The 26,731-nt window shown below is 50.9% G+C and carries 23 protein-coding genes, 2 pseudogenes and 1 riboswitch; of the genes and pseudogenes, 5 read left to right on the top strand and 20 right to left on the bottom strand.

Annotated elements, in window-relative coordinates; translation table 11 throughout:
- Positions 1 to 17: 17 nt before the first annotated feature.
- From BACPLE_RS11950 to BACPLE_RS11935, 3 genes and pseudogenes are all read right to left on the bottom strand, one after another.
- Positions 18 to 2,108, bottom strand: coding sequence for a receptor L domain-containing protein (locus BACPLE_RS11950; RefSeq protein WP_032953694.1), 2,091 nt, complete (start codon positions 2,106 to 2,108; stop codon positions 18 to 20).
- Positions 2,109 to 2,137: 29 nt separating this feature from the next.
- Positions 2,138 to 3,920: pseudogene (locus BACPLE_RS11940) on the bottom strand (PKD-like domain-containing protein).
- A 64-nt stretch (positions 3,921 to 3,984) separates the two neighbouring features.
- A complete protein-coding gene (locus BACPLE_RS11935) occupies positions 3,985 to 4,902 on the bottom strand; it encodes a DUF4465 domain-containing protein (protein WP_007562238.1) in 918 nt (305 codons plus the stop codon).
- A 153-nt stretch (positions 4,903 to 5,055) separates the two neighbouring features.
- A riboswitch (cobalamin riboswitch) is annotated at positions 5,056 to 5,248 on the bottom strand.
- Between the two features lie 211 nt (positions 5,249 to 5,459).
- Between BACPLE_RS11935 and BACPLE_RS11930 the strand changes: the two genes are divergently transcribed.
- Complete coding sequence (locus BACPLE_RS11930) at positions 5,460 to 5,741, top strand: type II toxin-antitoxin system RelE/ParE family toxin (RefSeq protein WP_007562236.1); 282 nt, start codon at positions 5,460 to 5,462, stop codon at positions 5,739 to 5,741.
- Positions 5,738 to 6,100, top strand: a complete 363-nt coding sequence (locus tag BACPLE_RS11925; RefSeq protein ID WP_007562234.1) for a helix-turn-helix domain-containing protein — start codon at positions 5,738 to 5,740, stop codon at positions 6,098 to 6,100. Before BACPLE_RS11930 ends, BACPLE_RS11925 begins: the two co-directional genes overlap by 4 nt.
- A gap of 79 nt (positions 6,101 to 6,179) precedes the next feature.
- On the opposite strand, the gene BACPLE_RS11920 is transcribed toward BACPLE_RS11925, so the two are convergent.
- From BACPLE_RS11920 to BACPLE_RS11845, 17 genes are all read right to left on the bottom strand, one after another.
- Entirely contained in the window at positions 6,180 to 7,856 is a 1,677-nt protein-coding gene (locus BACPLE_RS11920) for a zincin-like metallopeptidase domain-containing protein (protein ID WP_007562232.1), read from the bottom strand.
- A 5-nt stretch (positions 7,857 to 7,861) separates the two neighbouring features.
- Positions 7,862 to 8,470 carry a hypothetical protein gene (locus BACPLE_RS11915; RefSeq protein ID WP_007562230.1) on the bottom strand — a complete coding sequence of 203 codons (609 nt, stop codon included), beginning with the start codon at positions 8,468 to 8,470 and terminating at the stop codon, positions 7,862 to 7,864.
- A 79-nt stretch (positions 8,471 to 8,549) separates the two neighbouring features.
- The gene (locus BACPLE_RS19470) at positions 8,550 to 8,726 is read right to left on the bottom strand and encodes a hypothetical protein (protein WP_007219676.1); all 177 of its coding nucleotides are present in this window, start codon (positions 8,724 to 8,726) and stop codon (positions 8,550 to 8,552) included.
- Between the two features lie 11 nt (positions 8,727 to 8,737).
- Entirely contained in the window at positions 8,738 to 10,285 is a 1,548-nt protein-coding gene (locus BACPLE_RS11910; protein ID WP_007562228.1) for a glucosaminidase domain-containing protein, read from the bottom strand.
- 4 nt (positions 10,286 to 10,289) lie between these two features.
- Entirely contained in the window at positions 10,290 to 12,629 is a 2,340-nt protein-coding gene (locus BACPLE_RS11905) for a zincin-like metallopeptidase domain-containing protein (RefSeq protein WP_007562226.1), read from the bottom strand.
- A 32-nt stretch (positions 12,630 to 12,661) separates the two neighbouring features.
- Positions 12,662 to 14,467, bottom strand: a complete 1,806-nt coding sequence (locus BACPLE_RS11900) for a hypothetical protein (protein ID WP_007562224.1) — start codon at positions 14,465 to 14,467, stop codon at positions 12,662 to 12,664.
- Between the two features lie 15 nt (positions 14,468 to 14,482).
- Entirely contained in the window at positions 14,483 to 14,767 is a 285-nt protein-coding gene (locus BACPLE_RS11895) for a hypothetical protein (RefSeq protein WP_029429260.1), read from the bottom strand.
- A 23-nt stretch (positions 14,768 to 14,790) separates the two neighbouring features.
- A complete protein-coding gene (locus BACPLE_RS11890; protein WP_007562222.1) occupies positions 14,791 to 15,621 on the bottom strand; it encodes a M23 family metallopeptidase in 831 nt (276 codons plus the stop codon).
- 25 nt (positions 15,622 to 15,646) lie between these two features.
- Entirely contained in the window at positions 15,647 to 16,312 is a 666-nt protein-coding gene (locus tag BACPLE_RS11885; protein ID WP_007562219.1) for a hypothetical protein, read from the bottom strand.
- Positions 16,313 to 16,326: 14 nt separating this feature from the next.
- Positions 16,327 to 17,010: a hypothetical protein gene (locus tag BACPLE_RS11880; protein ID WP_007219811.1), complete on the bottom strand. Its 684-nt coding sequence runs from the start codon at positions 17,008 to 17,010 to the stop codon at positions 16,327 to 16,329.
- Positions 17,011 to 17,037: 27 nt separating this feature from the next.
- A complete protein-coding gene (locus BACPLE_RS11875) occupies positions 17,038 to 17,733 on the bottom strand; it encodes a hypothetical protein (protein WP_007562218.1) in 696 nt (231 codons plus the stop codon).
- Positions 17,714 to 18,211 (bottom strand): PH domain-containing protein, encoded by a 498-nt coding sequence (locus BACPLE_RS11870; RefSeq protein ID WP_007562217.1) that lies wholly within the window; start codon positions 18,209 to 18,211, stop codon positions 17,714 to 17,716. The genes BACPLE_RS11875 and BACPLE_RS11870 overlap by 20 nt, the downstream gene beginning before the upstream one ends.
- Positions 18,208 to 19,596 carry a toprim domain-containing protein gene (locus BACPLE_RS11865; RefSeq protein ID WP_185150571.1) on the bottom strand — a complete coding sequence of 463 codons (1,389 nt, stop codon included), beginning with the start codon at positions 19,594 to 19,596 and terminating at the stop codon, positions 18,208 to 18,210. The genes BACPLE_RS11870 and BACPLE_RS11865 overlap by 4 nt, the downstream gene beginning before the upstream one ends.
- 41 nt (positions 19,597 to 19,637) lie before the next feature.
- A complete protein-coding gene (locus BACPLE_RS11860; protein ID WP_007562215.1) occupies positions 19,638 to 21,086 on the bottom strand; it encodes a toprim domain-containing protein in 1,449 nt (482 codons plus the stop codon).
- 8 nt (positions 21,087 to 21,094) lie between these two features.
- Entirely contained in the window at positions 21,095 to 22,669 is a 1,575-nt protein-coding gene (locus tag BACPLE_RS11855; RefSeq protein WP_007562214.1) for a hypothetical protein, read from the bottom strand.
- A gap of 25 nt (positions 22,670 to 22,694) precedes the next feature.
- Positions 22,695 to 22,919: a hypothetical protein gene (locus BACPLE_RS11850; protein ID WP_007562213.1), complete on the bottom strand. Its 225-nt coding sequence runs from the start codon at positions 22,917 to 22,919 to the stop codon at positions 22,695 to 22,697.
- Positions 22,920 to 22,939: 20 nt separating this feature from the next.
- The gene (locus BACPLE_RS11845) at positions 22,940 to 23,698 is read right to left on the bottom strand and encodes a DUF4099 domain-containing protein (protein WP_007562212.1); all 759 of its coding nucleotides are present in this window, start codon (positions 23,696 to 23,698) and stop codon (positions 22,940 to 22,942) included.
- Positions 23,699 to 23,838: 140 nt separating this feature from the next.
- On the opposite strand from BACPLE_RS11845, the gene BACPLE_RS11840 reads away from it, so the two are divergent.
- From BACPLE_RS11840 to BACPLE_RS19465, 3 genes and pseudogenes are all read left to right on the top strand, one after another.
- Positions 23,839 to 24,633, top strand: coding sequence for a M23 family metallopeptidase (locus BACPLE_RS11840; protein WP_007562211.1), 795 nt, complete (start codon positions 23,839 to 23,841; stop codon positions 24,631 to 24,633).
- Positions 24,634 to 25,647: 1,014 nt separating this feature from the next.
- Positions 25,648 to 26,145 (top strand): annotated as a pseudogene (locus BACPLE_RS11830) (ParB/RepB/Spo0J family partition protein); the annotation flags it as partial.
- 56 nt (positions 26,146 to 26,201) lie between these two features.
- A complete protein-coding gene (locus tag BACPLE_RS19465) occupies positions 26,202 to 26,369 on the top strand; it encodes a hypothetical protein (protein WP_004289359.1) in 168 nt (55 codons plus the stop codon).
- Positions 26,370 to 26,731 lie beyond the last annotated feature (362 nt).

The raw sequence follows: 26,731 nt of genomic DNA, 5'->3' as shown, positions 1-26,731 counted from the left end.
TGGTTAAGGTATAAGGTTTAATCCTCCTGCGTATATTGTTTGTCCTTCATATTTTGGAAGGTTGGGCTATACCCACATTTCGTCACACTCCAGCTTTCCTCCGTAATCATTCCGTTTTCTATGAACTTACCGAAGAAAGTGTAGTCGGTAAATTTCGTCAAACCGTCAAAAACAACTCCATGCAAGGTCTCCAATTTCTTCATGGAAAATGTTTCCTGAGAAAGAGATGTCGCACTTTTTATCTGTAGCGTACCGTCTATAGTCTGTAATTTATCACAAGTAATGCCTGTTGCTTTATTAACGAACAACCCTTCACCTCCTACGTGAAGCAATTCCGGAAGATTCAGCGATTTACTTTGTAAAGATATTGCTAACGAACCCTCTCCCTCTTTATAATATACAGGAGAGGCTGAGCAACAAACTTTGGATAGTAAGGGCAAGTTACAGTCGGTAAAATTTCCAGACAAATGAAGCTGTCCTCCCACTTCTTTCAAGGCTGACATTGTGATTGAAGCAAACAAGGGTATTTGGATGTATCCATATCCATCTATGATTTCCAAGTCGGGAAATTTGGCATTGCTTCGCATTTGGCCTGTCACATTTAGATTTCCATATACATGTTGAATTGTCGATATGGTATAATCGGTATTGTTGGTGGTTGGCTTACAAGTGAAGTCTTTGATATTCTTGAACGTGATTTCAGGGAACTTGTTATTCGTTAGACTGGTGATGACAAAATTTACGTTTGACAAATCTTCGGTCGTTTCAATTTTGGAGAGCTGCACTTTGTTTATAATTTCAATCTGGGGTGCCGTTTCTCCAAAAGTTTCAAATCGGGCGTTCGGCAATATCAGTGCCCCGCTCACGTCTTCAAGATAATCCAGCGTGATGCTTCCAAGTGTGGTGATTTTACTCCAGTCGGGAAGCTGCTTGAGAGCCGTGAAATTCTTTATCTTTATCTGTCCCTTTACCGTTGTCAGTTTGTCCATCCCACCGAAAGCCAGAAGCACGTCATTTCGTTGGGGAACAAAACTACCGGTAGGAGGAGTTTCCATATTGGCTTCCATAATAATACTTCCGTTTACTGTCTCGATTTCCGGCAGGTTGATAGTTTCCAGCATCACGGGGACGGTGTGGAAATCAAGCCCACCGGTCTCTTTCAGTTTAAGGAAGTTCATGGAGGTCAGCTTGGCAAGATTGTTTACAGACAAGACTCCTCCGACACGTGTCAGTTTCGGTAACTCTAAAGTAGCGATTGTTCCGGCTGCCTTGTTTTCTTCATTGAGTCCTTGGATATTCAGATCCTGACCTACAGTGGTCAGAACCGGAAACCCAAAGCTCTGTAACGACGGCGCATTGAACATTACACTTCCTTCAATAGTTGCCAGTTTCTCGAATAGGACATACGTCACTTGGTCGTTATATACCGATATGTCTCCAGAGAGCGTTTCCAGAGCTTTCATGGAAATCATGTGAAGCTCCGTAGCTTTCGAGGCGACATCGGTCGAACCTACCTGCAAACCTCCGGCAGAAACGATATTATCCAACCCTGTCAAGTCTGCACCGTTGTAACTGTTACGAATGACAATGTTGCCAGTAACCTCTTTCAAAGATGCCAATGCAGATATGTCTGTGATTTTTTCTGCCTCTTCCGCATCAGAGCCGATAATCAGGTTCCCTTTGACAACGGTTGTTTTGCTCTCGGCAAAAGAAGCTACCTCCTCGGTGGTCTTCAACTCCACATCTCCGTCAGATTCTATCTCGCTTTTTACCACTTTATAGGCATATTCGCGGGCATCTCCGTTATAGGATGTCACCCGGAAGGTCCGTTCGTTATCCCAGTCCGTTACCGTTTCAGGATCAGGTATGATTGTTGCAGAAGTTGTGTACTTGAATTCCACTTCGGCGTTGTTCAGCGATACCGTATAGGGAACGGTTATTGTTACTGTATTGTCCGCAATGTCGGCCGTGTACGATTTCCCGTCCACGGTCATCACGACCGACGTGATGAAATTCTCATCTGCATCTTCAGGTACAATTTCATCATTTTTGTCACATGCACCCAAGAAGAACAAGGATAGGAGCATGGTAAGAAAGTAAATTTTCATACTTGTAATTTTCATACTTGTAATTTTTATTATTTGGTTAGATCTTCAAAAGAAAAAACTTCTGTTGAAACTTCGCCCAGCCAGCCGCTTTTGGCCAGAACGCCGCATTGTACTTTGATAAAGTCGATATATTGCAGATTGGCTTCCGTGCCGTCGGCATGGATGGCATTGGAAATTTTGAAACCGTTCCTTTGACCGCTTCCATCCACCGTACTGCCGCCTTCTATCTGGTCGTTTCCGAAGTTGTCCACATATCCCCAGTCATAAGCCTGATTGTCCCAATAACCGGTTTGTGAATCTTGGATGTTGCGAGAAGCCAAGCAAGTACCGGTCAGGGTATAACTGTTTTCCGTTATCCAAGCCGGATAATAATAGTCCTGCGTATGATAAGCGGACAGATAGTCTACCCAGCCGTTTCTTCCGTCAGAACTGATCCATTGGACATCCATTTTTTTTACCTTCCGGACGGTAATAGGTCACTTCAAAGTTTCGTATTGTTTCATCCTTGCCTGCTTCAGAACCTTTCAGTTCGTACCATTCGTCGTCCGGCAATCCGTTTCCGTTTATATCCTGCATGACCCACACGATACCCGGCTCGGAACTGCCGTCGAAAGCATTCCCTTGAATTGAAAAATCATACTGGTTGCCCGAATTGGGGATACTGTGGTCGAAGCCGACGATGATATAACCGCCGAAAGAACCCAAAGAGACGTGCAGTTTGTCTTTCAAACGCTGTGTTGCCCATGCGACTGCCGCTTCAGGGGATGTTTCGTTGCCGGTCATACCGCCTATCGTGCTCGTCTCGTTGATAAATTGGCCGGGAGCCGGGGTATATTCATAGACTTTATTCCAGAGCTTGGAACTTCCCGAAGCCCGGAATCCATCCTGTTCCTTTTTGTCCACACAAACGACTTTTACGGTGGCGGTGACAGCCGTTTTTCCTTTGTCGATATTCCTGCTTATTTTTTCCGTCGGTGCGTCTTCCGACACAGTACAGGAGACGGTGTATTCTCCGGGTGCGGACGGCGTGAACTTGAACATGCGTTCCACTTCCCCTTCCATGACCTGACCGTCCACACTCCACTCAAAACGGGGATTGTCGAAATACTCCAACAACGGGCGCAGGAAAACAGGTCGGTCGGCGAAAGTGTACCTGTCCGTGGATGTTTGCCGGTAAGATGGGGTCTGGAATTTGACAACGTAGGGCATCGTTTCCACGACCTCTACGCTTATGTCCTTCGTTGTTGTCCCATCTATATTGGAAGCGTTGATTGTCACCGTATAAACACCGAGTTCTTTTTCATTGAAAGTATAAGTATTCTCGGTGGAAACGATTTTTCCTTCCCGTACCCATTCGATTTTGAAACCTTCTACATCCGAATGCTGAATATCGGGAGTAAATGTGTAATCGGTATTCCGGACGACTTTTAGCCCTTGCGAAGGTAGTGCCAGCGAAATGACCGGAGGGGTAAGTTCTTTCACTTCTACTTTCAGTTCCTCTTCGGCATAGCCTTCCGCATTGTCTACTCTTAGTTTGACGTAAAAATCCCCGCATTCATTCCATGTACGTTGAAGAGACGGACCCGAAGAAACCAGCGTACCGTCTATCGTCCAAGCAAAAAGAGCATCTTCAACATTCTGGTATGTCGGGGCGATAGTCAATTCGTGACCGACCTTGACCGTGTAAATACCGGTTTCGCTGTCAAGTTCTATTATAGGTTGTCCTCCTACTTCTTCGGTAATGACTTCATCCTTGTTGCAGGAGGTGAACAGCATACAGGCCGAAATAATAAAATAGTAAAAACGATGCATGATGTGTGGATTTTAGAAAAATAACAGGGATACCCCCGACAGAAGGGATATCCCTGTATTCTTTTTATTGTATGGTGATATCATCGATACAGATATAAGCCGGAGTATTCAAACCGTATGCTCCCGAATCCGAACCCTTGAAATTGAATTTCACACTTTGCACCCCTTCGGCATTGATTTCCCAATAATCCCATGTCGTGATAGGGTCAACCTGTTGGTGACCGTCACGATAATCAGCCAAAAGGCGTGTGTAAGTGCGGATTAAGCTGCCATTTATATCGTAACATTCCAGATTCACTTGGAAATATCCTTTCATCTCTTTCAATGGAGTCGCAACTCCCGTAGAGCCGAACTGATTGCCATAAGTGATGACCCCATAAGTGTATGACGAGTTGCAGATCCACAGACCGACCAACTTCCGGGGAACATTGAAATAAAATTCTGGTTTAGCCATCCATGCCTGATTGTAATCATCCACATATCCGTAAACGACACCGAAGTTGGACCCGCTGTGCCCGGCTTCCTTATCCTGTCCTTCCGCTTCCACCGCAGTGTTATAGACAGAACACTGGTTCAGATAAGAATACCACCAGTCGCCGGTATTCCCCGACTGATTGGAGCGGATGTTCCAGTTGGAAAGTGCGATGCCGCCGCTGGAATACTCTGTGCTTCCACCTACTGTATTAAACATTGAGAGGAAGAGATACTCTTCCGGAGTATTGTCGTAAATGGTAGTTACTTGAGGATAGCCTTGGTACGAATAGAGGTTTTCTCCTGCCGAGGTAGGTCCTGCCAACATGCCGGAATCGAAATCGTCAAAAGTGATAGTCAAGGTTCCGTCCGGATTCGTTACAGCTCGGGTTTGCGAAGTTCCGGAATCAACCGGTTCCATCAAAAAGTCATCGTCCGAGCTACAGCCGGTAAACAGGGCAGTTGCCGTCAATAAGAAAGCACCCGCCAGAAAGTGTAATTTTCTTTTCATAGGTCACTCATTTTAATGTAAAAATATTATTAACAAACACAAAAAATCCCGTTCGTGCGGACTTACACGAACGGGAATATGTCTGTCTTCAAATATTGAATGGCCGATGAGCTATTCCTTATTTGGTTACGACCTGTATATCCCGCAGGTGTAAATCTCATTCCGGTCATGGCAGGTCTTCTGACTCGTCCCGGTCATCGTGCCTTCCCGGTATTACACCAGTGGCAAAAATTCGATGTCCGTTTTTGTGGATTCACAGCAGCGGGTACTGTCCCGGATTTTCACCGGATTCCCTTTTCATCCGGAAGGTGGTAAACCTCCCGAAACCATTTCCTGATTGCAAAAATACATAAAATCACCGAATGATAATTATAATATCATAACAATTTTTATTCGGTGATGGAGATTCCCGAAATAAAAAACGGGAGAAACAGGTATATTTTTTGTCTAAGATTTGTATAAGTGTAACGAATTAGTTACTTTTGCAGAATAAGAACAATGGCATGAATGAAAAGAGAGTTGATATTTTCTCCGGAATACATCGAGTTTGAACAGAGTTGACTCCTCGGACACAAGAAAAACTGCGCTATGCGGTAGCTATTTTGGAAACCGTGCAGCCGATACCGACCAAGTTTGTGAAGAAACTGACGAATACTGATTTTTATGAGTTGCGGGTTTCGGTTGATAACGAGGTACGGGTTATCCTGTTTGCGGCAGACAATGAAAATATCAATCTCGCATCGAGCGTGGTCCTGCTGAATGGCTTTGTGAAGAAGAGCACAAAGGATTATGACAAAGAGATTACAAAGGCTATCAATATTTTAAGGAGGTTGCTATGAGTATGACAAATAACCGATTAACAGCAGAGGAATTGCAAAAACTCCGTCAGACGGATTTTAGCAAAAAACCGGGATTTGTGAAGGCCGAAACGGTACTCGCCAAAGAGGTTGGCGAGGTCGGAACTTTGCAAAGAGCCGAGTTCGATGCAAAGGCTCGTGCATGGTATTATGGCGAAATACTGCGGGAGCGACGCAAAGAACTCGGTATGACACAGAAAGAGCTTGCCGAACGTGTGGGGCGTGAACGTACCTATATCAATCGTATAGAGAGAGGAGAAACCGATTTACAGCTCTCTTCGTTTATCCGCATTGCAGAGGCATTGGGTATCATGCTCCGCCTCGATGTGAATCTGGCGTGAGTGTATAAACCAGTAAAAAATGAGGGTGGTCACATCATATCGGCCACCCTCGTTTTTGTACATACATCCGTTAAAAGACCTATCGGTGAAACATGCTTTGCATGGCCATTTCACCCTGATACTTCTCCATTTCGCCCAGTTTCTCGCTCACGCTTTGCAGGTTGGTTTCGAGCGTCGTATCGTGGTCGAAAGGAAAGCTGTGTTGCACGGCGAGACCAGCGTTGGTGGCCTGTCCTACGTCGAGCGTATCGGTTTCCCTGTTATATCCGACATACAGAATATCGCCGCTCGGCATCTCGAATACAGGCATTTTCTGCTGTGACAAGACGGCGAATTGTTCTGCCGCCATATCCTTGGCCACCTCTTTCACATCATCGCTGGCGCGGTCGGTCCCGTAACGCCGGATATGGTCTCGTACCTCCTGCTCCGTGTACTTCAGCATGATGTCGTAAGTGCCCCCGACACTTCCGTTGTACACCACGGCAAAGTCTTTATCCTCGATTAGCAGATCATCTCCCCGGTTCTGGAGGGGAGAAGCGAATGTATGCTGCTCGTCCATACCGTTGCCGTCGTAATACTCCTTGGCGAGTGCCAGCAATCCCTTGTAGTCGCCTTTGTCCTTCAATTCGTCCAGTTGCGTCGTGTCATCGGTAGATTGGAGATAAGCCACCGATGCGTAAAAGATACGTTCCTTGGTCGAGTGTTTGTTCTCTTGCTCTTCAGTAACATTTTGTTCCAACTCCTGTGCAATCTTATCCACCTTTTGAGTAACGATTGACGAAGCCCTTTTCACGTCCAGAAGCGTCGTCTTGATAAACTGTGGCAATTCCTTCAATTCATCGAGCCACCCTTTGAGGTATGCGCAACTGTCTTCCTTGATATGCTTGGTCATGCCATAGCGTTGTGCGATCAGGGCACTGCCGAGTTCGGCCACCAGTTCCTCGCGGGCATACTCTTTCGAGCCGAAAGATGTCGGCTGGAGACGGTCGAGAATACCCTCGGCGCCGGTGGAGTGGACCATTTCATGAAACAGCGTTCCGTAAAAGGCTTCTCCGGACTGGAACTGTTCTTTTTCGGGCACGATTATCTCGTTTCTCGTAATCGAGTAGTATGCTTCGTCCTGATGTCTCGGTTTGATAGGACAAATCCAAAGGTTATCCCGAATCATCGTATCGACGGGCACGAAACTGAAATGTTCGCCGTTTTCGACCCTTTTCCCGTTCTCTACCTCCAACTGCTCCCACAACTCCGGTCGTGCCTCCCGCAAGTTGGTCTGGGCGACATTGAACACCCGGAACACCTGCATTTTGGGATAGACGTTGTATTGCGCCTTCTCCTCGTCGGAGAGCTTCTTGTAATCGTCATACTTGATTTTTTCCTTTGTCTCCTTGTGTATGCAGGTGAATGTGGTCAGCATCACGGGAAAGGATTTCTCGCCTTTCAGCACAGATACCCTTGGCAGTTCTTGTCCGTCCTTACCGGGCTTGTTGAGCCGCTGCACGCAGTCGAACGTACAGAAACGGGGAATCTTGTACCCTTCGTTCTCACAATGCAGGAGCAGCATCAGGGCGTTCAGGCCGTTATATTCCCGTCCGGAGAGGTTGCGGGGCCATTGCAGCGTCCCTTCGGTGAGCCACGGCTTGTGCCAATCTTTCTGGATGCTTTCGATTTTCTCGATCATCATCTCGGCAAAGAGGTCCAGCGCCTTATCCTCGCTGTTCGGTCCCTCCGTATTTCGCTTTCTATAACCGGCCATGACTGCTACTGATTGGAGTTATCCGATTCGGGAACATATTGCATCAATTCTTCCACCCGGCAGGAGATGTCCGGCTTCCCGTTATGTACCGAGACCGTCAGTTCGCCCTTGGCCTCTACCTTGACACCCGGTTGCAACCACTCTTCGCGTTGCCTGTCGAAGCAGAAGAAGCGCACCCACTGGTACTCGAAAGTCTCATCGACCTTCTCGGTACTGAATGCCGAGAACATCGTATAGAACTTATCCTTTTTGTCCTTCCGTTCCTCGATGTTCTTGCCCACCTTGCCGCGGAATGACAGTTCACCCTTGATGGAATCTGCGATGTCTGCTGCCGGATCGATACGGTCGGCAAAGAGGTTGAAATAGAGCTTTTCGCCCCGGCGTTTCAGGAACAGCGTCCCCGCAACCTCGACACGCAGTCCGTTTCGATAGCTGGATACCTTCTTTGGGGCACCCTCCTTGCTGACACTGATTTCGACCGTTTCGTTCCGGCCATCCTTACCTTGGATCACGATGCGGAGCGGAAAGGTCAGGAATGTTTTATCTTCCTTGGTCGTGCGCATCGAAGCATCGCGGCCGATAGTGCCGCACGCCGTAATATTACACTTAATCATCTTCTTTTATCTTTTTAGTGATACATAGTCCACCGGACAAAGCGAGGTATCTTGAAGTTGAACATGCTGAAACTGTTTCCTAATCGGGTGCACGTATTCTCATGTAGATAATCCAGCCGGCAATACCCAGTTGAATGCCCACGATGACAAACGTCGCCGTCCAACCGAAGAGTCGGGAACAGAACAGGATATGCAGGGCGCAGGCGGACAACCCGGACAAATACCCGCAAAGTCGTATCATCACGCGTTTTATCATGACTTTTGGGATTATCTTTTCAGGTTTTCCGATTGTGCCCGTTGTTCGGACATTCCCCGTTCAAAGTTCTGCGAAGCCGCCTCCGAGAGGATGACCGTGTTCAGCACTCCGGTCACACGCAGTCGTTTGGCTTCTTCCGAAAGAGAACCGTCGTTCAGCGTCACCGACAGGCGGCTTAACTCGGCAGAGGTCAGTTCCCGCGATACCTGGACGCTTCCGTTGTCCGCCTGTAGGACAGCCCGCCCGTTTTCCCCGATCACGAGGTCGCAACTTTTCATGCCGGGCAACAGCGATGTCAGGTCGATTTCCCGGCGGTCTATCGCCTCGGAAATGGCCGCCTTTTGTTCTTCCTCGTTTTTGCTGTCGATTTGCGTCGCCAGCAACATCAGGGAGGTAAAAGCGGTCATGGCCATCTCCACGATAGGGTCGCTACACCCTGACAGTCCCACGCCGCTGTCCTCCGAGGAGAGTAGTTTTTTCATCCATGCATCGGGCGAAAGGCTTTTGCCGGTGACATTTTCTTCTGTTCCCTTATATCGGGCGAGTAGGTCGTTTCCGTTATGCAGCACCTGTTGTTTGATGTGGCCTTTTTGGGCGATTTCAGCCAGATAAGCCGCCGGATCGACGTCCCGCTGTGTACCGTCCGCATAAATCTGTTTGACACCGAAGTGCAGATGTTCTCCCGTCGTTCGTGTTCCAGTGTTGCCGGACCGACCGAGCTTCTGGCCCGCCTGTACCGTATCACCTGCCTTTACGGAAATTTCGCCGAGGTGCATGTAGGTACATTGTACCTTGCTGCCGTCCGGACGGGTGTATTCCACTGTCAGAGACTTGCCGCCGGGCGTATTGCTTTTGCCGTTGACGGCAATGACCTTTCCGTCTTTTTCCGTGGCCAAGACCGCATCGCCGTCGCACCGGATGTCGATACCCTTGTGCATACGCTCCTTGCCGTCTGTCGGATCTTGCCGCATACCGAACGGTGAGGTAACGAAAAGAAACTCTTTCCGTTCCACCGGAAACGAATAGTCCACTGCATTTCCGGCCTCCCGGAGCGGATTCTCCTCTACACCGAACCGCTTTCCCTGCGCTTCCATCTCCTGCATGACCTGACGGTCGTACTTTTGCAGCCCGTTCTGCTCGATGATACGTTGCAGACTGTCGGCATAATGCCCGCCCGTGGCATAGCCCGCCTTTTCGAGGCCCTGCGTCCAGCCTTTGTAGTCGTCGGGAGAGAGCGAGAAACAGCGGGCATAGCGGCTGTTCTCTTTCAGGAAGCGTGAGTGGTGCTCATACGAATCGCCCACACTGTCGTAACTGCAGAACTTCTCGTTCGGCTTGTCATCGGAATACAGGCCGTACCGGCCACCCCCGGCAATCCATTCGGGCGTGGCCTTGATACCGAAGTGGTTGTTCTCATTCTGCGCCAAACGGCTCTGTCCGTTGGAACTTTCCAGTATGCCCTGTGCCAGCGTCACGGAGGCCGGAATGCCGTATCGCCGCATCTGTTCCATCGCATAGTCTGCGTATTGTCTTGTATATTCTTGATTCTTGTTTGCCATATTTCTACCTCCTCATAGTTGGACGTTGTTCGTTCTCGTTCTCTTCGTCGGTTGTTTCTGCAGACCCGTTTTGCTGTGCCTTAGACATACCGTCACAATCCATCACGTATGCCCGTAGCGCATGAATTTGCTGCCTTGTTTCCTCATTGTCATGCTCGAATACCAATATGATTTTGTTTGCATCATACGGAACGCGTTCTTTGCTCGGAGGCAGGTTCAGTTCGTTCGCAATGGTCTCCGCATCATACATGGAAGCATAATAGTTGTTCCCATGTTTGAAAAGGACGACCGCTTCCGGTTGTTCCTCTTTGATTTTCTCGTATTTGTCATACAGTTGTTCCGGTATATCTTTTATGGACAACTCTTTTAGGGATGAACCGGTTTTCTGGGCTTCCCCGGCGGTTTGTTTAGGATTCTTGTCTTTATCCTGCTGCTGGGTATCTTCTTCTCCTTGTTTCTTTCCGGCACTCTCTTCCTGCGTCTGTCCTTTGCGCAGTACGTCGGCGAAAAGCGTGGCCGCCAGATGGCATTTGTATTTGGCACGGTCCTCCGCCACCCACATGCGTTGCCATTGTTGCCGGGTGACGCTTCGGGGTTGTAATTTCTTTCCGTCGATGGTCGCCACGCACAGAGTCCCTTCTTGTTTGGTCTTGAACACGGACACACGCTGAATCCGGTTCAGGTCGATGTCCTGCGCCCCGCTGCTGAACAGGTCCACTTTCAGATCGGGTTGTGTTTCCGCCAGTGTATAATACTTGTGCGCCAGCTCCATGCGTACATTTTCGATATTGTCCATCGACTGTTTGAGTGTGGAGAAGAAGCGGTTCAGGTCGTCCTTGTCGGGATAGATACTGTACCCGCTCTGATGTTCGGGCTTCAGATACAGCGCCCAGCGGTTCTTGTCGTCCTGAATCATCTGTACTTGGTCGAAGCCGATTTCGTCCGCCCGTTTGACCGCAGGCGTTACGTCCAGTGTGGAAAGCATCTCCAATGCCCAGTTCTTCAGCCGGGCCAGTGACACCTGTTTTTGGGCGAAATAAGTATCATCGGGCCTGTACCCCCATGCGCCGTCAGGATTGAAGAAACGCACGTTTTCGATCCCTTCCCTTCGCAAAGCCCTGCCGATACGGGCCTTGTTTATGCCCGGCACTTCATTGTCCACTTCCGGCGACGCACCGGCAGGGAGTATCACATCCGCCGATTTCGAGGACGGGTCGATGACGATGACAATGGTCTTATCCTCCTTGTTCGGGTGTTTCCGGATCTCGTCAGCTACATAGAAATGCTTGGGTAACTGCTCCTGCATGTCCGAGGTCTGCCGGCGGTTGCGCATCGTGGCATATTCGATTTTCTCGCCCCGTTCTGCCTTATGGATTACTTCGAGGGCGTTGTTCACGTCGCTTTCGAGGGCGTCCATCAGGTTGGGGTTCTCCTTGAGTTCCCGGTTCCAGTAGTCCACCAGTTCAAGGCTTTTGTCGGACAGACGGGCGGGCAGTCCCAATTCCAGCATTTTGATTCCCGAAGCCATCTCCACGATTAGCCGTTCCTGTTTGAGGGCATCTTCCGAGGGACCCATACCGTTTTTCATCACCATGCCTTCACGGGCCAGCCGTTGCTGGTGTCCCGTGGCACTTACGATTTGCCGCAGTGCCTCCTGTACATAATCGTTGTAGTGTCCGAAATCCCGTTGGCGCGGCATATAGACCGCATCGCGGTCTGTCTCGTAATGGGGCATTCCGCTTCCGTCCGAACGCACGGGCACGAGATTGTCCCGCATTTTCAGCAGGAAGTCGTTGAAACGGATATGCAATCGCCGTTCGTCGGCCTCGGAATATCCCCGTTCCACAGCACTGCCGTCTTTCAGCAATACCATATCGTATTCCTCCTTATCCACGTAAGGTAGTGTCGTTTGGTCGATATTGAAAAGTGTGCGAATCTCCCGGTTATGTATGCCCTTGTACTGTTTCTGCACCTCCTCGTCCAGTTTCAGATAGGCGTCCCGGCTGATGATGTCCTCCGGATTGTTGCGATGGACGTACTTATTCCAGTTGTAGAACAGGAACGGAACTCCCTGCTCGTGCTCACGGACAGATGTGCCGCGAGCCTTGGCATCGCTGTAAAGGGTAAACAGGTTGGTCTTGCACCCGTTCCGGTCTGAATGCAAGGCCATGAACAACCCGTTGAACGGGCTGACGGCGACACCGCGCGGGTAGAATTTTGGAAAACCTTTGCCAGCGGCGTTGAGCCAGTGGCCTCCGGCGTTCGATGCTTCGTTCAAAGCTGTGGAGAGCAACTCTATCTGTCGCTCCTCGGCATTCTTTTCTATCTGCGATTTCTCTTTCATATTCCAAAATTTTTGTCGGTTACAAGATGGGATTACTGGATGCCCCGTGTCCGCACGATGGTCTCCTGTTGTCCGTTGTCATAGTTCTGTGAAGCCATCTGACGGAGACGGTCGCTTTGAGCGAGCACGGCATTGGCCAGCGTGTTCAGCGGCAAGGCACCGGCACGGTAGGCGTCCGCCACCGTGGAATTAAGCTGCACCGTGCAGGGCACGTGGTCTATCGTGGCAATAAGGGTATTGCCTTGCAGTACCGGATTCACAATACGTGGATTGAGCGGCTCATCGGGATAGCGTCTGTACTGCACCTTTTTGTCGGTCGTGGCCACATTTCCGTTTCTCTCCGTCCTTTCTTTTCCCAATGCTTCGTACCCCGCCTTGTTCAGCAGGTTCGCACCACCCAAGCCGATAAGCAACATCTTCAGCATCGGATTCTTGACGAATATGCCCGCCACGATACTCGCTATCGGCAGCAGGTTTTCTTTCAGTCCCAGCGATTGCGTCTTGCCTGTGAATATACCCAATAGCATGTCTGGCAGCATGGCCAACACACTGCCCGGATTACTCATGACTTCGCTGAAACCTTCCAGTCCGAGGAAACGGGTCAGCCCGTCCCAACCGTTCTCGTTGGTCTGTATGGTCTGCGGTTCTTGTCCGGATGGCTCTTCCCGTATCGTTTTCTCGGTGGAAACTGTGGAAGCCTGCACTTCTTTCGCCTCTTTTTCCCTCTGTTCGGATTCCTGACCAGCTTGTTCCGTTTCGGTTTTCCCTCTTTCCAAGTCTTGCAGATAGGCTTCCTCCTGTCCGGGAGCGACCACCATCGGCACATCTTTATACCGTTCTGTCCGCTTCCGTTCTTCCCCGGCAGTTTCTTCCCGCCACGGCATATTTATACTGTCTGTTTTCCACCAATCCATAAAATCGAATGTTATAATCGGTATCTTTTTCTGTAACTCTCCGTTGGCTTCGGCCAAGAGTGTGTTTTCTTTGGAGGAAATTGAGGCTGCTTCCTTACGGAAAGTGTCGAAAACGTTTTTCTCGCTGCCAAACACCCCCTTGCTGATACACTCCTCTGCGGAGAGCGTCTGTGTCTCTTCTGCCCCGAAGTGATCGGCAACGGCCGAGATGGCTGTATCCGCTCCGATGAACCGTGCGAAGCTCGCCCACGAACCTGCGCCGCCCAGCATGACGGTATCGGCTGAAGCCCCCAATACCCAACCTGCGCCTTTCTCAAACTTGCTCGGACGATAAGCGGCCTCTCCGCGCCTCTCTATCTCTTCGGCCAGCGGCGAGCGGCTCAACGCCTGCGGCAACCCCAACAAGCTCGATTCAGCCGCTTTGCGGATGATGTAGTCCGCCGAGGATTTGGGCATACGTTCCTTCACCAGATGATCTATCATCAGTTGCTCCATGCGGTAGTCCACGAAAGCGTAGGCGAGGTCACAGCCCAATTCCTGCGACAGTTCATCGTAACGCTCGCGTCCGACTTCCTGCACGACGGCATTGCGCCACTCGCCGGCCATGTAGGCGAGATCGTGCTGTATTTCCTCCGACGAGAGAATCCGTTCCTTGCACATCCCGATGTAGTCTTCGGTTGTCTTGGAGTTCCATTCTCCCGTTACCTTGAGTGTTTGGTACGGGTCGGAGAGCGGTTGGCCCGCCGACGCCATCATGCCGAGTATGCCGTTTATGGAAGTCGAATACTCCTTCATTTCCTCGCCCTGCTTCTCGGTCAGGTAGGTTTGCGTCTGCGTCATGACGGGGACGAGATGATGGCGGAAATAACTGCCCATGAGGGTCTCTATTTCCGCAAACCTCCTGCTATGTTTGATTTCGTCCATATAATCAATATCTTTCTATATCATGTTTATCTGTTTCAGCAGTTGTTCCTTCGTTTGTTCGATGGCGTTGTGGTACACTTCCATTTGCTTGGGGAAGAACTCTTCGAGCCATGCATCTTTTTCGATACGGTCTTGAATGAAGCGTACCGCCTGTTCCCGTTCGATTTCCACCGAGGCTTCCCCTTCTTCCCGGTTGTTGAACCATGCTTTCGTCCACCAGCGGACTCCGGCTCGGTCGGGATAGACGGAGACAATCCTCGATATGTCGAAGCTCTGGATGTCGATGTCCAGCTCCGCCAGCGGGTCGATGAGTCCGCAGCCCGCTACAGCTTCGTCATGAAGTTTTTTTTTACCTCGCCGCCCATTGTGGAGAGGTACACCTCATGCCGCAGGGCAAGGTAGTTCAGGAAATCCGCTATCAGCAGGTTCTGAACTTTGCAGGCAAGCGGCATGGCTTTGCGCCCCAGTCCGAGGGGATTGGCTATGCTCGGCATCTGCTCGTAGAAATACTCTTTCATCGCTCCCATCGTGAAGATGTGGCGTAGCGACTGTTCCGTATGTGCGGGCACCGTGTACGTTCCCCGCTGCAAATCCTCCATGTAAAGCGGCAGAAAGCGGAGCATCAGCTCTTCTATTTCCCTTTGGTCCTTCTCGTAGTCGTTTTTTACTCCCGTTTCCGCATCGTAAAAACCTGCCGTGCCGTTATCCCCGGCTTCCTGCAAAGCCTTGATGTTGCCGTACAACATGGTCAGGAACTCTATCGGGTTCAGTTCCTCACCCTTGAATTTGACTTCTATATGCAGCCGTTCACCGCTCAAAGCCACCGTTTGTCCGGCTTTCACCCGCTGTCCGAATTGGGCGAACACATTCGACAGATGACCGTATGTCACCTCGTACCCGCCGTAACGGACTGTCTGGCAAATGCCGTGTACCGGGTCGTTTCCCACGCCCGACACGATGCCGCTGGCCACAGCCGACAGCATGTAGCACCGCGCTTTGAAGTCTATCCCGTGATGAAAGAACTTTTCTCCCGTTGTCGGGTGTACCTGCTCACCGTAACCGAGCGACAGTTCCACGTCTTTTCCCCGCGGCTCTTCGAACGGCATACAGTAGCCGCTGTCCGAGTGCAGGATCATTTCTTCCGTATATTTCATTGTGATATATATTTTTTATGTGTTCCTACCTTCTCATTCCTCCGCTTTGCGCTTGTTCCTCCGGAGAGAGTGTCGGCGTCTGTGTCCTCGATACCGTTTCCGAGGGAACCGTGCGGACAACGCCCGCATTGTTACCGATAAGCATCATGCCCAGAAACAGACCGGCGATTTTACCCAGCCAGCCGGAACGTCCGAACACGAGGTACGCCGCCGCAATCAGTCCTGCAATGTTCAATCCCGACACATTGCCTCCTCCGAGGTTTCGCAAAAAGCCGCTGAGCATGTTGAACAACCCACCGCCGGAGGCTTCCCGCAGGAAGTTCGATACCCCGTTCAGTTTCGAGTCCGTGCCTCCCACAGCCTCGCCTATGGCAGAGACCGTCTCTCCGGCTTTGTCTTTCAGTTCCTTCATGTCTTCGGTCGTACCTGCAAGGGCATTCGTGGCGGATTTGCCGACTACGGCCTCACTGACGATCCGTGCGACACTTTTGTCGGTGGTCAGTTTTTCCCAGCCCACATAGCCGACGGCAGCTCCGGTGGTGGCCATTTTGACCGCCTGCCCGGCTCCCCGAAGGGTCTGCGAGGGATGCAGTACCGCATGACCGGCACTTTTTCCCGTCGCATTGGCGGCCTTGCCCATGCCTTTCATGGCCTTTCCGCCGTATTTCAATATCGTATCCCAAGCTCCCATATTTTTATTCTTTTTTAGGGTCTAACATTTCTTCCATTTTGCCGCCATCGCCGTTGGGCAGCTTTCACGATGTCGTACTTGTCCGCGACAGGGCGTGCGCCCTCGTCGATTTCTCGCCAGATGTCGCCCATCGTGGTATATTTCACGGCTTTGGTCAGCCGTTGCAGCGTCCGGTTCATCGACCGGAGTTTCGGGCGTATGCCGAACACGATCTCCATACGTTCCCTTTCCGTCATCTTGTTGTCCGACAGGCAGGCCGTGCGGATGTCGTTCACAATCTCCACGCTGTTCAATATCATCTCCCGATAAATCTGGTTGCGCCGCGTGGAGAGGGCGACAGCCAATGCACCCGTCGAATGTCTGCTCAATTGTTTGGTGAAGTCGCCCATGTTGTCCGTAAGCTGCGATATTTCATGGTAGAAACCGTAAATCTGCGCCGCATAGCAGACAATCGAACGAAACGAGTTCAGGTAATTGTTGAACTCCCGTTGCAAGTCCGTCGTACCTTCCACTTCTTCTTTTGTCCACACATGCCCTGTGGTTTGCATCAGCATGACCTTCTCTTGGTTTTTCAGTTCCTTCTCGGCCTTGTTGGTATAAACCAGAATCATTCCCGCAAGGGTCGCATCGTTCTGCGCCTGTACCTTCGAGATACCGGCGCACAGCAACAGAATCCATATCGAGATTATCCGCTTCATCGTTCTTCGTTTTTTATTATCCTTTTTTCAACGGGCGGTGGCTGCCGCCCTGCGCCAGCGGGACATGGCCAGACGGGCCACCTCGCCGTTGCTGCGGTCTATCATACCCGCCGTTATGTTGTTCCACACGTCGTTCAGGGTATAATAGCGCAGGCTCAAATAGAGCAGATGCAGTTTCCGGCTGAATGCCGCGAGCTGGTCGTTCAAAGCCCACAGGGTTTTGCTCCGTTCCGCCCCCGTGAGCATGTTTTCCGTTCCGCCTTTGGCCACGGCATCGTTCAGCAGCGTGAACACGGAGACCAGTTCCGTCGCCGTCTCGATATAGAGGTTGTTCATGTTCATGCTGGCGACGATACCCTGCGGATTGTTCCGTATCGCTTTGCCCAATTTTCCCAGTGTGAGGAAAATCCGTACACCGTCATTATAGAGGTGCGTGCAGGCTTTCAGCGACGAGGCATAGCCGCTCGCCGTCTTGAGGTAGCTGTTGTACTGTTTCTCCCACTCGTGTATGCGGTTGAACTCTGCTGCGATACTGTTTTGCATCAGGGCGGTCTGCGTCTGTCCTTTGATTTGTTTGTCTATCTGGCCGTTAATCAATTCATTGCCCTCGGCCAACGCCGCCCATTCCAGCGGGTTTGAGGCGGCAATCTGCGCCTTGGCCAGTTGCGGAAGCAGACTGGCAAATACAAAACACACCCATATACTAATGATTCGTAATCTCATAGATTCCCTTTTTTCGTTTATTGATTTCCACACGTTCACGGATAATTGCCACAATGTCGTTTCTGCGCCGGATGCCGATAAGGTCGAGACTTGGCGTGTTCCGGTCCATCGAGAGAATGCGAACCGTCTTTAACCCGCAAATCTGTTGCAGGAGGCTCTGGTGTTCTTGAAAGTCCACGATACGGTACAGTTCCATGTAGTCCACCCTGCGTATGAAAATGCCGTGTTCGCTGACAAGCTGTTCTTCGCCGACCCTGTAACGTATCCGACGCAGGTAGATGAAGCGATACAGCAACACGAGGAGCAGAAATAAGGAAACGACTCTCGCCATACTGCTCAACGGCAGACCTTCCATGCCGCCGTACACCAGCCCCGCCATACACACGAACATCAGCGGCAGTTCGTCGATGACGAATTGCCCGGTATGCGGCCGCAGAAGGATATTCCACTCGTCTTGTATGGAATGCTGCATAGTCATCGGCGAAAATGTGTTTGTCGTTCTTGTTCAGGTTCTTCCTCTCTGACCGGCTCTTCACGGACCGATTCCTGCTGTTGCTCTGCCAGCAATTGTTCATTCCAGCCTGTATAGCGACAGTCCGGCATTTCACGGGAAATGGCGACATCATGCTCCTTGTCGATACCGAGAAAATCCCGTAATTTCTCGCGGAACTCACGGTAACACTTCCTCATGGTATCTATTTGGTCCTGCACATCTTCCGGAGCACACAACCTGCTCGAACTCATTAACATGGCTTCTTCCCGTTCGGCATCGAATCGTATGCAGCTCTCTTGCAAGCCGCCTTTGGGCAACAGATAAAATTCTCCTTCGTCCAGATCATTGCCGTCCGGTATGGAATCGAGGTATGGCTTCCTCTCCGGTGTCTCCTCAATGGTGGAGCGTATCGTGCGGCAGATTTCCTTTTGCAGGGTTTGGGCAAACTTCCACCCCTCCCGACCGGTGTCGAAACAGATATGCTGCCGGGCCGGGATCGTAAGCTCAAGCACGCCTCGCATCTGTTTCTCGGTAGGTTCGCCGCCCGTTGAGACGAAGACCGCCTTTCGCAGCTCTTGGTTTTTCGCCTGATGAAGCTGGTAGTAGGCCATCGCCTCGCTGGCACTCTCGAACCAGTAGATATGCTTGGCTTCCGAAAGAGCTGTCCGGGCAGGACTGGCAATCCATACACCTTCCCCCGAATGGTTGCCCTCGGTCATGTCGTCGTAGCTGGAGTTACCGTCCGTGTAGGCGTGTCCTCGCTTCTCGAAGCCTACGATTCTGTCCGTATCTTGGGGTAACGTCATCGGAAAGGCGAGGCAAGTGCGCCTCTGACCGTCCTCGCTGTGTCGGGTCGCCAGACAGAAGTCCCGGTAAAAGGTTTGCTGCGTACAGAGGTCGATACCCCTTTTCTCGAAATAGGGTGCAAACTTCTCCTGCATACCCCTGTCCTGCGGATCGAACTTCTGAATGTTGTAGTCCGCAATGTCGAACGGTCGGGTGTCCCGCTGGGGTTGTCCTGTGCGGGTTTCCTGTTCGGGAATAGGGTAATGCAGCAGGCGGTAGCATACGAGTTCCACCAGCCGATCCGGATTTATGCCCTCATGGTATTCTGCAAAAAGATGCGGGTGCTCCTTGATGAACGAAACGACGTTGTATTCCTTCTGCCGGGGTGGCTGGCAACAGCACTTCCCATGCTGTGTGATGACGAACTTGTCGCCCCGGATACGCTTTCCCTCACTGTCCGTACGGATAAACGAAGAGAGACGCAAACCGAAGCGTCGGTTCTGGCGATAACCGGCATCGAGCAGTACATCCCGGATGTCGATCCTTTGCAAAAAATCGTCATGTGTCAGTTCTTTGTCATTCATTGTCTTCTCTTTTGTTGTTTCATGTGGGGTGTGCCGCATTGTCATCGGTGGAAACGTGCTTGCCGTTCCTGTTCGGGTTCTTCTCTTCTGGCCGGCTCTTCGTGAACTGATTCTTGCAGCTTGGCCTTTGCCAAGAGCTGTTCGTTCCAGTCCTTATAGCCTTTTTCAGCAGGCTCGTACACGATAAGGTCGGTGCTGTCCTCGCCGGGAGCGGGAAGATTACGGATCGCATCTTCTATGGCCATGATATTTTGTCTCATGCCCTCCAGTGTTTCCTCACTGGCCGAACCCTCGGCAAGAGCCATCTCGTACTCGTCTTGGCACACCATGCTCATCTCCTGTAAATATCCGTCGCCGATTGTCCGATAGTCAAGCGTACCATCTTCCCGATAGATTTCTTTGGGACGTAAAAGCGTGCCGATTATCCTGTGAAAGTCGAAGGGTTCGAGTTTTACTTCGTAGTTCTGGTTCTCCTCGCCACTGATACGGACCAGCAGTTTGTCGTCTTTCGTCACGTTGCTGGTGAATGTCTTGCCCGCATGGGTGAGCGCGAAGTTGATGGCGAAGATCTGTCCGGCACGGTCCCGGTCGAAGCAGAGATGGTGGTAAGCGCGTGGAGCAGCCTCTATCATGGCTTTGAACTGCTGCTGACTCGGTGCCCCACCGGTAGAGACGAACACTTCCTTTCGCAGTTCCTTGTTCCATTTTTGGTTAAGCTGGTAATAAGCCATCGCATCGTAGGCACTCTCGAACCAGTAGATACGCTTGGCTTCCGCAAGTGGGGTCTTGGCAGGGCTGGCAATCCACAGCCCCTCGCTCGAATTGCTGCCCTCGGCCTTGCCTTTGTAGCTGCCGCTTCCGTCCATTCTTGCACGTCCCCGTTCCTCGAAGCCCACGACCGTACCGTCGCCTTTGGGCAAGGTCAGCGGAAAAGCGAGATTGGTGTAGGCCGCACCGTCCTCACGATGTTTCGTCGCCAGACAGAAGTGGCGGTGGAAAGCATATTGCGTGTAGAGGTCGATACCCCGGCTCTTGAAATAAGGATAGAACTTCTTCTGTGTCTCCCGGTCCTGCGGGTTGAACTTGTGGATGTCGTAGTCCGCGATGTCGAACGGGCGGATGTCCCGCTTGGGCTGGATAATCCGCGTTGTCCGGTCCTCGATGGGATGGTTCAGCAGCCGGTTGCACACGAGGTTCACCAGCCGGTCGGGAGACATGCCCGCACGATATTCAGCGAAAAACTGCGGGTGCTCCTTGATGAACGAGATGATGTTATAGACTTTCTGCTGTTGGGCTTGGAAGCAGCATTTTCCCTGTTGCGTCACGATGAACTTGTCGCCGCGGATACGTCGTCCTTCGCTGTCTATACGGACATACGAGGGATAGCGCAGGCCGTCGCGCCGGTTCAGGTGGTAGCCCGCATCAATCAGCACGTCCTGAATGTTCAGCCTTTGCAGGAAGTCGTCGTAGGTAAGGTCTCCTTCTCTCATGGTTGTCTTTATCTCCCTCTTCTCATATCGTTAATATCCTGATTCATCTGTGCCTCGAAATTGCGTATGGCCACGTCTCTCGGCGTATCGACACCGGGTTTGAAATACGGGTGTGGCGGGCCACCGAAACGCTCGCCGTAGAACTCCGGACCGTGATGATGATGCCGCAAGCCGTGGACGACGCCCGCCGTGATGACCGTTCCCGCTGTGAGGGCGGCGAAAATTTTCACGCCGAGACCGCGCTGTGCTTCCGGCCGCATCTTCATGTCCACCTCGCTGAATATCTTCGAAAAGATTTTCATGCGATGGTAGTCATCGACCGCAAGGAATTTATCGTAATCCTTCTGGCTGATCTCATGGCTGATGACTTGCCCGTCGATGACGGCCGTCATTTTGTACTTACCCTCTATGGGGGATGGATGTACGGCTATTTCGCCGACCTCGATCTCTCTGCCGTGCCGTTCTTCCCGGTACCAGCCCTTGCGCTCGTCGAGCACGGAAATATCCCGTCCATCGACGGAAGCGGTTGCGCCATACGGCATCTCCTGCCGGAGCTGGTTTTCCAGAGGGGAGAGGATTTCCTGCTCCTGTTGCTGGCGTTGCGTCAGTTCCTCCTGCACTTCGGGGTGCAAGCCGAGGGTGATACGCCGCTCGCTGTCGAGATCCGCCATTGTTACCTTGTCGGCGAAATCCGCCCTGATTACCCCGTTCAGGACTTCCAGTCGTTTCTCGACAGGTTGTTCCTCGATGGAGTTGGAGGTCAGGACGGCCGTTTCTTCTTCCGTCAGGTCATAGACCATATCGGCGGCCACCTTTTCGGACTGTACGGTCAGGGTCCGTGCCTCCTTATCGACGATAAGACCGTGGGAGGCAAGACACTCCTGCCATTTCTCGTTGGAAAAATAAACCGGAGAAGCAATCAACTCCTTGTAGGTACGAGCCGGTTCCGTGCTGCGCGGACGGCTGACTATCGGCGTGATGACCGTTTGCAAGTCCTGCAGGACATCAGTCTGTCGTGCGGACTGTATAGGTTGTCCGTCCTTGTACTTGTAATAAAATCCGTAGCCGCCCGATTGCAATTCGCCCGGCTTCATGCGCCCGTCCCACCGTTCAGGGACAATGGGTGGTCCCGGATAGAACAGTTGTCCGCCGACCCGCCGCAGATGGAAACCCCATTGGTGGCGTGGCGTCCAACCGAGGAACGGAGGCGGCATACCCAGCCGTCCCACACGTCCGTATTCGCCCATACCGATACGATAGCCGTGCAGTCCCATAGCGACACGGCCGTTGGCGTTACGGGCATGGACGAAGTTCTTGGGCATATAAAAGTCTTTCCCTACAATGCTCGTGAACACGTTGTAGGCTTTCTTGTTGGCCGAGTTTGTCCCCCAGTCCGTCAGGGCCAACATCTGACGCTCGGTAAGGTCGTAGGTCAGCAGCGGCGAATCGTGGCCCTGCACCACGAGCCGGTAGCCCGTGCCGTTACTGACCACGTGGGCCTGCATACCGTTACGCCTCAATATGTCCTGCATTTCGGGTTGCAGGTCCATCATTCGGGGGTTGGTATTCTTTCGTATCGCCATAATCCGTTGTTAAAAAGGTTTTCCGTTATGCGTCTCCGCTCTCCATCGCCGCTTCCAGTTGCTCGTCCTTGTAGTGGACGAACTCGGCGGCCGATTCATTGCCCACCATGAGACCGCGCTCCTTGCAATAGCGGGTATATTCCTCCTGCCATTCGGGTGAGAAATGATTCACATAGTCGAGCCAGCCGTACTGGCCGCGCTCCATCTTCTCGATAAGTACCTCTTCGGGATAATATTGGTGTTCTGCCATATTTGATGAATGTTAAGATGTTATTTGTGAAGTCCCGCCGCACGGTTGCGCTCGGCGCTTTTCTTCTGTTCGTTCCACAGTTCCTCGGTATATTCCTCTTCGGGAACGTAGCCGAGATTGCCGTCGTCGTCCATCACCCAGCAGCCGTACACGCCGAAAGTGTATTTGTCCCACTCGCGTTTGGGTTGTTCTTTCCATTTTTGGCTGTCGCCCGAACAGAAGCGGATGCCGGTCTTGTCGTGCAGGTCGATACCCACTGTGACGGGTTCGTCGTCTACGACCAGCGTCAGCGGTTCGCCGTTCTGCATTCCGTTTACCTCTACCGGACCGAGATGCATTATTTCGGCCAGCACTTGCAGGTTGCGCCCGATAATCGGCGTGGGGACATACATCACTTGCTTCGTTCCCTCGTCTATCTGCACGAATGCCTTGCTGTGCCGCCCGTCCGCTGTCTCCACGTCCGCAATGATGGCTTTGCCGTCAAGAAGCTGTTTCTGTTGCGCCTCGTCATAGCGTTCCAGCGGCGAGGATTCCAGGACGGGATAGAACACCACGTCCGGCCGGCCGTCGTCCCTGCGGACAAGGGCGAAGCGACTGCGGCTCTCTATCAGTTCTCCCTTCTCGTCACGGACACGGACCGGAAGCACGGGAGAGTGCCGACCGTCGCAAATCTCATCAAGGACACGCATCGGCAAGTCCTCGATCATCTCCTGTGTAAGCCCGAAGCGGGCCAGTGTCGGATAGGGCAATTCAATTAGTTCAAATCGTACTGTATTCATAATTGATTTTGTATTTTGAATTATACTTTGCAAAGATAGATTCTTTTCATTTCGCTGTATATAATAGAATAATATTAGTGTATTAAGAGTGTTTATTTTTATGTTCAAAGTATGATTTTATGCATAAATTCATACTCTGAATGCTTTTTTTGTTGTACTTTGGTCGAAAAAGGTCGTGGAAACGGGACATCTTGGGCAGAGCTGGTTATATTTGCCGCATGAGAAAGAAACTACTGTTTTTGATGGCGGGTGCTGCAAGTGTCGCAGGCCCCGTTCAAGCACAATTCAATACGGTTTCGACCGTGCCGTTCCGATACAGGGTTGAAGTCGTTTCTGCCGGTAGGGATAATGCGGTAACCTTGCCCGGATACACGCTTTCCGTCCAAGACACTTTACCGCCGGCAGGAGTCGGTGCTCCGGCATTGTCCGCCGACACTTGCAAGCACGTATGGATAGAACGTTATCTTAGCGTAAGCTATCCGCTGCGCCGGATGAAAATCAACTCGCTTTATGGGTATCGGAAAGACCCTTTTACCGGAAAAAGAAAGTTTCACAACGGAATCGACCTCCATGCGAGGGGCGACGAGGTAATGGCCATGATGGCGGGAGTGGTAGTGAAAGTCGGGCAGGACAAATCCTCCGGCAAGTATGTGACCTTACGGCATGGAGACTACACGGTCAGCTATTGCCACCTATCACGTATCCTTACCCGGAAAGGAGCGGCTATCCGGCCGAGGGATGTCGTCGGCATTACCGGTTCTACAGGACGCAGCACCGGTGAACACCTGCATATTTCCTGCAAGCTCGACGGCAAAAGCGTCGATCCGTTAATGGTACTGGATTACATCAAGTCCATATGCGAAGAGTGCGTGGCGGCACTGGCCGAATCCAGAGAGGCCCCCGCATTAAGTCCTGCGGGTGGAAAACACAGATGATTCCGTTTGTTTTTGTTAATCATTAATCATTTCACGGGAATGGTAAAAAAATGGCTTTTTACGTGTTTATCTTTCTCGTGGGAGGAGGATGTGTATGGTGTCTGTGGACAGGATATAGGGTGAGAAAAGGAAACAAGCAATAAAACTTGTTTTAAGAAAGTCTCTTGAAGATTAAGCATACCCGGTTCTGCCCAAAATGTGATGGCATACGGTAGAATGCCCTGCTTATTTTCACGCAGGACTGGAAGGGGACGTTGTCTCTTTGCGCATAAAAAATGAGGTTGTGTCAAACCCTGACATAACCTCACTTTTTATAATTTGGAACGGCGATTGTTTAACATCCCCTGCAACATCCGCCTCTTCTGTGTTTCTTGTGATGACGATGATAATCGCAGCAACGACCTTCATGTTCACAATCTACACAGCTTTTGCATTCTTCATTTTTGCGGCAACTTTTGCATTCCGAGCAGTTTGTATCGCATTTACACTCGCGGCAGGTACAGTCTTCGCAACAGCATTCTATTTTCACTTTTTCCTTTTCTTTTTTGTCCTCTTGTGCAAACAGGGTCACACAGCAGGCTGAAAAAACGAGGACACAAGTCAATACGATTTTCTTCATAAATTATAATGTTTTTAATGCAACGACTAAAAAATACTTGTCCCTATATTCTTGGCTTTTCTGGAAAGCAAGAATTATGTTTGCAAAAATAGCGGGATAATTCAATGAACACAAATCAGTTATAATAAATGATGTAAAAAATGAGATTCTATTGTTCATCATCACCGAACAGATCCGTATATCGTAAAAGATAGAGGTACTTGCCCGTAGAGAGCGACTTTTATTCCGTGCGACTTGAATGGTTTGAGCGGCTGATAGTCCGCTATTACTGCCAGATGACAGTAGCAGCCATGTTTCTCGCGTATTAGTTTATTCCGTTATCGAACGTAACTCTTTCATTTCGTCAGTTCCTTGATTTTGTTCACGATATAGCCGCCCCATACGTGCGCCTTTATCAGAAACAGATTTTGGACGTTGATACGTCTGAAAGCAAATTCACGCAGGACGAAGAAAAGATGATATATTTCTTCCTGCTGTCGTCTCTCCGCAGGGAACACTTCGGGGTATTCGGTATCGGGGAGAAAAAAGCCTACCAACACCTTGAGGACGAAGAAAAAATGAACATCATCGCCAACCTAACAGCCAAGCAGAAAGCCGTTATCCGCAGGGATTTCTTGATAGACAACTTCAAAGGCGCATACGGCAATAACGCTGCTGCCACCCTCTTGCTTGATTTTGCCCGTAAGCACATGCCCGACACGCTCGCCGAAATTGAAAGTGGATATAATGAGGTGTATGAGAAACGCCATAAACGTATCGAGGAACGCAAAGCCGCCTTGTTGGCAAAGGAACGGCAGACGAAGCCCGAAGAAGCCGCCGAGGCGGAAAATACACAACCCACGGCAGAGGTACAACCCGAAGAACATACGCAAACCGAAGAGGTTGCTGCTTGACCATAATTCAATAGCAGGACGGAGAAATCCGCCCTGCTGGTTTCTAAAAAGAGGTAATGATGAAATGTAAGGACTGCAAACATTACAACGGTGCAACAATGCCCGGAGCAGGATTGTGCAATGCGACACAGGCACGTACCTTTGCCACGACGGTTTGTTTCAACGGATTGTTTTCTCCGAAGAAACGGAAAGACAAGCCGGATAGCAAGGCCGGGAAAAAATAGCGCAACGCTACAGGGAGATAGCCGCAGGAGCGGCTGTCTTTTTTAGCACTGCCGCCGGCAGATCTCCCTTTTTACCCCTTCGTTTTCCTTTTGTATGGAAATCCCTTCGCCAACGGCTCTGCCCGTCGGGACATGCTTTTTCCGGTGCAAAGGTATTGCCTTGGAGGAACATTCAAGTACCGCTACGCTATTTGAACACAATTTTTCAGCAGCTTTCCCGATTTTCAATCGTCCATATTTCGCGGACGCTCAATACCGCAGCTATAAAATTCTGCCCAAATTCCTTGCCTGTTTCTCCCTGAAAGGCAATCTTTGATGCACGTAAAAATCAAATCCCGACGGGAGAAGCCTGAAGGCTTCCG

Source organism: Phocaeicola plebeius DSM 17135, from assembly GCF_000187895.1.
GTDB classification, from domain to species: domain Bacteria; phylum Bacteroidota; class Bacteroidia; order Bacteroidales; family Bacteroidaceae; genus Phocaeicola; species Phocaeicola plebeius.
This window is presented reverse-complemented; position numbering and strand designations above follow the sequence as displayed.

Bases quoted from the DNA above. Each gene is read 5' to 3' on its own strand.
- BACPLE_RS11950 (WP_032953694.1), bottom strand. From the start codon at position 2,108: ATGAAAATTTACTTTCTTACCATGCTCCTATCCTTGTTCTTCTTGGGT.
- BACPLE_RS11935 (WP_007562238.1), bottom strand. From the start codon at position 4,902: ATGAAAAGAAAATTACACTTTCTGGCGGGTGCTTTCTTATTGACGGCA.
- BACPLE_RS11925 (WP_007562234.1), top strand. From the start codon at position 5,738: ATGAGTATGACAAATAACCGATTAACAGCAGAGGAATTGCAAAAACTC.
- BACPLE_RS11920 (WP_007562232.1), bottom strand. From the start codon at position 7,856: ATGGCCGGTTATAGAAAGCGAAATACGGAGGGACCGAACAGCGAGGAT.
- BACPLE_RS11915 (WP_007562230.1), bottom strand. From the start codon at position 8,470: ATGATTAAGTGTAATATTACGGCGTGCGGCACTATCGGCCGCGATGCT.
- BACPLE_RS19470 (WP_007219676.1), bottom strand. From the start codon at position 8,726: ATGATAAAACGCGTGATGATACGACTTTGCGGGTATTTGTCCGGGTTG.
- BACPLE_RS11910 (WP_007562228.1), bottom strand. From the start codon at position 10,285: ATGGCAAACAAGAATCAAGAATATACAAGACAATACGCAGACTATGCG.
- BACPLE_RS11905 (WP_007562226.1), bottom strand. From the start codon at position 12,629: ATGAAAGAGAAATCGCAGATAGAAAAGAATGCCGAGGAGCGACAGATA.
- BACPLE_RS11900 (WP_007562224.1), bottom strand. From the start codon at position 14,467: ATGGACGAAATCAAACATAGCAGGAGGTTTGCGGAAATAGAGACCCTC.
- BACPLE_RS11890 (WP_007562222.1), bottom strand. From the start codon at position 15,621: ATGAAATATACGGAAGAAATGATCCTGCACTCGGACAGCGGCTACTGT.
- BACPLE_RS11885 (WP_007562219.1), bottom strand. From the start codon at position 16,312: ATGGGAGCTTGGGATACGATATTGAAATACGGCGGAAAGGCCATGAAA.
- BACPLE_RS11880 (WP_007219811.1), bottom strand. From the start codon at position 17,010: ATGAAGCGGATAATCTCGATATGGATTCTGTTGCTGTGCGCCGGTATC.
- BACPLE_RS11875 (WP_007562218.1), bottom strand. From the start codon at position 17,733: ATGAGATTACGAATCATTAGTATATGGGTGTGTTTTGTATTTGCCAGT.
- BACPLE_RS11870 (WP_007562217.1), bottom strand. From the start codon at position 18,211: ATGACTATGCAGCATTCCATACAAGACGAGTGGAATATCCTTCTGCGG.
- BACPLE_RS11865 (WP_185150571.1), bottom strand. From the start codon at position 19,596: ATGAATGACAAAGAACTGACACATGACGATTTTTTGCAAAGGATCGAC.
- BACPLE_RS11860 (WP_007562215.1), bottom strand. From the start codon at position 21,086: ATGAGAGAAGGAGACCTTACCTACGACGACTTCCTGCAAAGGCTGAAC.
- BACPLE_RS11855 (WP_007562214.1), bottom strand. From the start codon at position 22,669: ATGGCGATACGAAAGAATACCAACCCCCGAATGATGGACCTGCAACCC.
- BACPLE_RS11850 (WP_007562213.1), bottom strand. From the start codon at position 22,919: ATGGCAGAACACCAATATTATCCCGAAGAGGTACTTATCGAGAAGATG.
- BACPLE_RS11845 (WP_007562212.1), bottom strand. From the start codon at position 23,698: ATGAATACAGTACGATTTGAACTAATTGAATTGCCCTATCCGACACTG.
- BACPLE_RS11840 (WP_007562211.1), top strand. From the start codon at position 23,839: ATGCTTTTTTTGTTGTACTTTGGTCGAAAAAGGTCGTGGAAACGGGAC.
- BACPLE_RS19465 (WP_004289359.1), top strand. From the start codon at position 26,202: ATGATGAAATGTAAGGACTGCAAACATTACAACGGTGCAACAATGCCC.